Source organism: Clostridium sp. CTA-6 (genome assembly GCF_054768115.1).
This window is the reverse complement of sequence record NZ_BAAAAU010000006.1, coordinates 301,858-307,936: the sequence shown is the minus strand read 5'-3', so window position 1 is coordinate 307,936 and position 6,079 is coordinate 301,858. Positions and strand designations below refer to the sequence as shown.

Annotated in this window: 3 protein-coding genes; all 3 read left to right on the top strand. The window is 28.2% G+C overall.

Annotated elements, in window-relative coordinates; translation table 11 throughout:
• The first annotated feature begins 629 nt into the window (after nucleotides 1–629).
• The 3 genes from ACYUDJ_RS11805 to prdC all read left to right on the top strand — a co-directional run bounded on the left by ACYUDJ_RS11805 (nucleotide 630) and on the right by prdC (nucleotide 6,063).
• Complete coding sequence (locus tag ACYUDJ_RS11805; protein ID WP_080333547.1) at nucleotides 630–2,648, top strand: methyl-accepting chemotaxis protein; 2,019 nt, start codon at nucleotides 630–632, stop codon at nucleotides 2,646–2,648.
• 311 nt (nucleotides 2,649–2,959) lie between these two features.
• Nucleotides 2,960–3,856: a sulfite exporter TauE/SafE family protein gene (locus tag ACYUDJ_RS11800; RefSeq protein ID WP_042384686.1), complete on the top strand. Its 897-nt coding sequence runs from the start codon at nucleotides 2,960–2,962 to the stop codon at nucleotides 3,854–3,856.
• Between the two features lie 896 nt (nucleotides 3,857–4,752).
• On the top strand, nucleotides 4,753–6,063 hold the full coding sequence (gene prdC, locus ACYUDJ_RS11795) for a proline reductase-associated electron transfer protein PrdC (RefSeq protein WP_265202742.1): 1,311 nt from the start codon (nucleotides 4,753–4,755) through the stop codon (nucleotides 6,061–6,063).
• Nucleotides 6,064–6,079 lie beyond the last annotated feature (16 nt).

Below are 6,079 nucleotides of genomic sequence, written 5' to 3'. Positions count from 1 at the left end.
GTGTTGTTAGACCTGTATATATCTATTCTATAGATATACAAGAATTCTCTGTTAATAAACTATCAGATAGAGGTACTCTAGAAGTTAAAACTCTAGTTACAAATGCTCAAGACTTTATTACAAATATAGCTAAAGCATTAGTTAAATAACTTAAAAAAATTTTTCTGTATACTAAATTTTAGTAAAAAAGAGAGTCTTTTTAAAGATTCTCTTTTTTATTGTACAGATATTGATTTAAAATATAATAATTATTTATTTTTAATTTTAAATTTAATATATTTAATTTTACTAGTTTACTTAAAAAAAATTTATAAGAACTATTGACTTTAATGCTTGATGAAACTATAATAGTTACAACGAAAGCGATAAAAATGAGAAGTAAATCAATTTTTTTTATAATAGATGTAACTTCATAAGTTACATCTGCTAAATAATTTTATAATTTGTTGCAAATTAATTAATTACCATAATGAATGCATTGAAAGAGTTTTTTAAGGTTTCTTTGAAGAGGAATTAGATATTGGAAGAGTTAAGATATTATCTGAATTAACTGAAGAAATAACAAAGAGATAACTGTTTGTGCAGTTGGAGATGAAATTACAAATAGAATTATGGGAGTGATAAAAATATTGAAAAAATTGTCCTTTAAAATGAAATTATTAATTACTATTTTACCAGTTGTAATAATTGGAATGTCAATTTTGAGTTTTATAACATTTTATGAATTTAGAAAAAATATTGAAAATGAACTTGTCAACAATAAATTGGAGGAAGGGAAAAAACTAACTGAGAGTATAAACAATTGGTTGGAAGGAAAACTTTTAGAAGTAAGAAGTGCTGCTAATACACCTACGGCAAAACTAATAGAAACAGATGTTGCTGCTGTAGATAACTTTAATGCAGAAAGAATTAAATTTTTAGAAAAAAATTATCCAGGAGAATATGACAATGCAGCAGCAACTTTATTTAATAATGATGGTAAATCTAGAGCTCAATATTCAAATGGAAAGTTTGTAAATGGTGATGTATCAGAAAAAACATGGTACAAGGATTTAATGAGTGGGGTACCATATAATATATCTAATCCTGTAGTATCAAAGGGGACTGGTAAAACTTTGGTTGTAATAGGAGTTCCAATTAAAAATAAATCAGAAAAAACAATAGGAACAATGATATCTGCTGTGAATCTTTTACATATTAAAGAAAAAGTTAAGGAATTTAAATTTGGTGAAAAAGGATATAGTTTATTAATTGGAAAGGATGGAACTATTCTTGAACATCCAGATAAGTCATTAGTAATGCAGAAAAAGATATCAGAAATAAAAGATGAAAATATACAATCATTAGGAAAAGAAATGATGAAAAATGAATCAGGTGTATTTAGATTTGGAAGTGGAGATAATAAATCGATTGTATTTTATAATAAAGTTCCTCTATCAGGGTGGAATGTAGCAAGCGTTGTGTCTGAAAAGGAATTGTTTGCTCCTTTAAATAAATTAATGTTAACATTAATTTTAATAACAATAGTAATTGTATTTATTGTTGCAACAGTAATTGTATTTGTAGCAAAACAAATCACATTACCATTAACTAAGTTATCTGATTTTGCAGAAGAAATAGCAGAAGGAAATCTTACAAATAAATTAGAAGTTCATGGGCAAGACGAAATTTCTAAGGTGACAAAAGCACTAAATAATACAGTTTCAAAGCTTAAGAAAATGATAGGTGATATAAGTAGTTCGGCTAATGATGTTATGGTAATATCTAATGGTTTAGCATTATCAACAAGTGAATCATTAAAGGGAAATGAAGAAGTTTCACGAAGTATGCAAGAAATAGCCACAGGGGCTGTATCTCAGGCAGAAGGGGCAAGCAAAGCATCTATTGTAACAAGAGAATTAGTTGAAGATATAAATGAAATATCTAAAAAATGTAACTATATGATTGACATAGTAGAAAAATCAACTAATAGAAGCACAAAAGTTTCACAGGGAGTCCAACACACTGTAGATAGTATAAAGAACATAGCTACAACAAATAAACATAATGTTGAAGAAATTCAAAATTTATTAAATCAATCTAAAGAAATAGGACAAATTGTTGATGTAATAAGTGATATATCTGAACAAACTAATCTTTTATCACTTAATGCAGCCATTGAAGCTGCTAGGGCTGGTGCACAAGGTAGAGGATTTGCTGTAGTTGCAGATGAGGTGAGAAAATTAGCAGAACAATCAAGTAATTCTTCAAAAAGGATAGTAGAGCTTATTAATGGAATTCAAAAGCAAATTGAAATCATATCAAATAAAATGAATTCTGGAACAAGTGAAGTTATGCATGGAGTTAAAATGGCAACATTAATTGGTAATGATTTTGAAGAAATAGAGAAAGTATTTAATGAAGTTAATAATATTGTATTAGAGGTATCAGAGTCTACTAATACAATGGAAAAGAAAGTAAATGTTACAGCTGATATTATAAATAATGTTGCATCTGTAACAGAAGAAAATTCATCAGCTACAGAAGAAGTCACTGCATCAAATGAAGAGCAAATTGCTTTTATGCATCAAATTGTAGACTCAACTTATACATTAGAAGAATTAGTTAAAAAACTTAAGGATACAGTATATAAATTTAAATTATCCTAGATAGAATTAAAAGTAATTTATATAGGAAGCTTATAATCTTACAAAATAAAGATTATAAGCTTTTTTTATTAAATCTGTTAGAAATATCTACAAAAATAGATAAAAACTATAGTAATTTTGCAATAAATGTCTTATAATATAAGAGGTACGAGATATCATTTAAAAGGGTAGTGCAAACATCATTGAAAAAGAAGTTGTTACTATTCTTTGGGGGAATATTCATTTATCTATTTTATAAAAAAAATTACACTTAATGAAAAGGTTTACTGGTAAATTAAAAAAATACTATGGAGAAGGTAGGGGGAATAACAATGATAACAAAATTATTATTATCAGTATTACTAGTTTTGACAAGCTATTTTTTATTTTTCTTTTTAAAGGATTACTTTAAATCATTAAAAAAAGGTAATCTAGAAGACAATAATTTTTTTATTGTAGGAATTATAGGTTTAGTAGTAAATTTTTTTGATACATTAGGTATAGGGAGCTTTGCGCCGCTAACATCTATGCTTAAATTTTTTAAACAAACAGAGGATAAAGTAATACCAGGAACTTTAAATGTAGGATGCACTGTGCCTATGATTTTACAAGCTTTTATATTTATGACAGGCATAAAGGTGGAACCTGTAACATTAGTTTCTATGATAATAGCTGCTATGATAGGCTCTTTATTTGGTGCGGAAATAGTATCAAAATTAGATGAAAAAAAAGTGCAATTTTGCATGGGGGTATCTCTTCTAATTGTAGCTTTAATAATTTTAGCAGGACAATTAAATTTAATGCCAGCAGGTGGTAATGATATAGGTCTTCATGGTACTAAATTGATAATAGCTATAGTAGGTAATTTTATTTTAGGTATACTTATGACAGTGGGTATAGGATTGTATGCTCCGTGCATGGCTTTAGTGTGTGTGTTAGGTATGAATCCGAAGGTAGCTTTTCCAATAATGATGGGATCCTGTGCATTTTTATTACCTATGTCTTCAACAAAGTTTGTAAAAAATAATGCTTATGATAAAAAGGCATCTATATCCATAAGTATATTTGGAGTAGTAGGAGTTTTAATAGCAGCATTTATAGTGAAAGAACTTCCTGTTAGAGCTTTAACTTGGATGGTTGTTTGTGTAATAATGTATACTTCTATTACTATGTTTAAAGCTTATTACTCTAAAAAAGAAAGTTATGAAACTAGAGAAGAATTAGCTTAATAGTATATATAAATAAAATTTTTAAAAGAAAAATAAAAAAAAGTATAGTGATTAAATTATATATATAATAATGTAGGTTTTTATTTTTTATCCGATGACTATCCGCTCTAATACTCCCATCTTCTTCAAAGTGGGAGTAAAGAGCGGATACGTCCCTGGATAACGATTTCTAAGCTTCAGAATGAGTAAAAACTCACTCCGAAGCCAAGAACTCTGTTTATAAAAAGATATATAAAATTGGGTTTTATAATTGGAACTTAGAGTTTGTACTAAAATTTTAGTATAAACTCTTATTTTTTTTATTTAAAGTATTTAATAGTTCTATGTTATAAATATAGAGCTACAAATAGGAGGACTCAATATAGATTTGAATTTTAGGTATTCTCCTTTTTATATATAACATATAGATTTTACCTAATTATCATTTTATATAAAAATTAGTAGCCTTATTTATTGAAAATGAATTAAAAAGAATAAAATAAAAAAAATAGTTTAAAATAAAATATGAATTTAAAAATTACTTATAATTAAATAAAAATCTTTGTAGAAACATTAGTAATGAGAATGTTTACAACGTGGTGTCAGAAAATACTACACTATAATTCAAACAATGTTATTAAAAATACAAATAGATAAGGCTTTAATTGATAAAAAAAAATAATAATGTCTAAAAGCTGACACATTATCCGTAAAAGTGTCAAAAAAAAGACAAAAATATATTGAAATTTATAAGAAGTTTATGCGAAAAAAGGGCTTTTTATAAAAAATAACATGTAAAAAGGTATAAAAAACTAATTATTTTGTGTTTTTTTTAACTTTTTTTATTTAAATTATAGATTTGGCATAAACATTGCTATATAATATAAGTGTGTGTAGATAGATCAAGGAGGGATACCATGGAAAAATTGTTTAGTTTTCCTCTAAGGATGCACGTAGGTGCACCAGATGCTCCCTGTGTAAAAGAGGGACAAAAGGTTAAAAGAGGAGAATGTATAGCAGAACCAAACGGACTTGGTGCTAAAATTCATACTAGTGTGTCCGGTATAGTAGAAAAAGTTACAGATAAAGAAATCATAATAAAAGCAGATGAAGCTCAAACAACAGAATTCGTTAAGATAAAGAAATGCGATAATTTAGTAGATACTGTATTTGAAGCAGGAATAGTTGGAGCCGGCGGAGCAGGTTTCCCAACTCACATAAAGCTAAAGTCAGATAACAAAGATGGCTACATTATAGCAAACTGTGTAGAATGTGAACCAGCACTTCATCATAACATAAAAGTTATAGAAGAAACGCCTGAACTAATAATAAATGGTGTTAGATATGCAATGAAAGCCACTAATTCTGCAAAAGGATACATAGCTATAAAAGCTAAACATCCTGAAGCTATAGCTTCATTAGAAAAAGCTTTAAAGGGAGCTACTGATGTAGAAGTTAAACCTCTTGCTGACTTATATCCAATGGGTGAAGAAAGAGCTATAATCAATGCAATATTTGATAAGTGGTTAGATGTAACTCAGCTTCCTATAGAAGCAAAATGTATTGTAATGAATGCTGAAACTTTAGCAAATATTACAAGAGCTGTTGAAGAAGGAAAGCCAGTTATAGATAAGGATATAACTGTAATAGGAAAACTAAAATCAGGTAATAAGCCAAATATATTCTTACAAGTACCAGTGGGAACACCAGTTAAAGATTTAATAGAAAAATCTGGTGGAATAGATGGTGAATATGGTGAACTAGTAATAGGTGGACCATACACTGGAAAAGCTGGAGATATAGAAAAGGATGCTGTTACTAAAATATCCGGTGGAGCAATAGTTACAATACCATTACCAGAATATAATGGACCATTAGGACTACTAGTATGTGCCTGTGGAGCTAACGAAGAAAGATTAAAAGATGTAGCAACTAAAATGAATGCAAAAATTGCAGGAGTAGTTGACTGCAAAAACATAGAATACCCAAAGGGTAAAGGAAATGGACCAGGAAAATGTAAAACACCTGGTGAATGACCAGGCCAAGCGGCTGCAGTTATGCAGCTTAAAAAAGATGGAGCAGAAAGAATATTAATATCAAACTGTAGTGATTGTTCGAATACAGTTATGCAAATAGCTCCAAAAGCTAAGGTTCCAGTATATCATCATACTGATCATATATTTAGAACTATTGATTACACATTAACAAGAAGACTTCCACAGGAATAACAAAAAAATAAAAAAA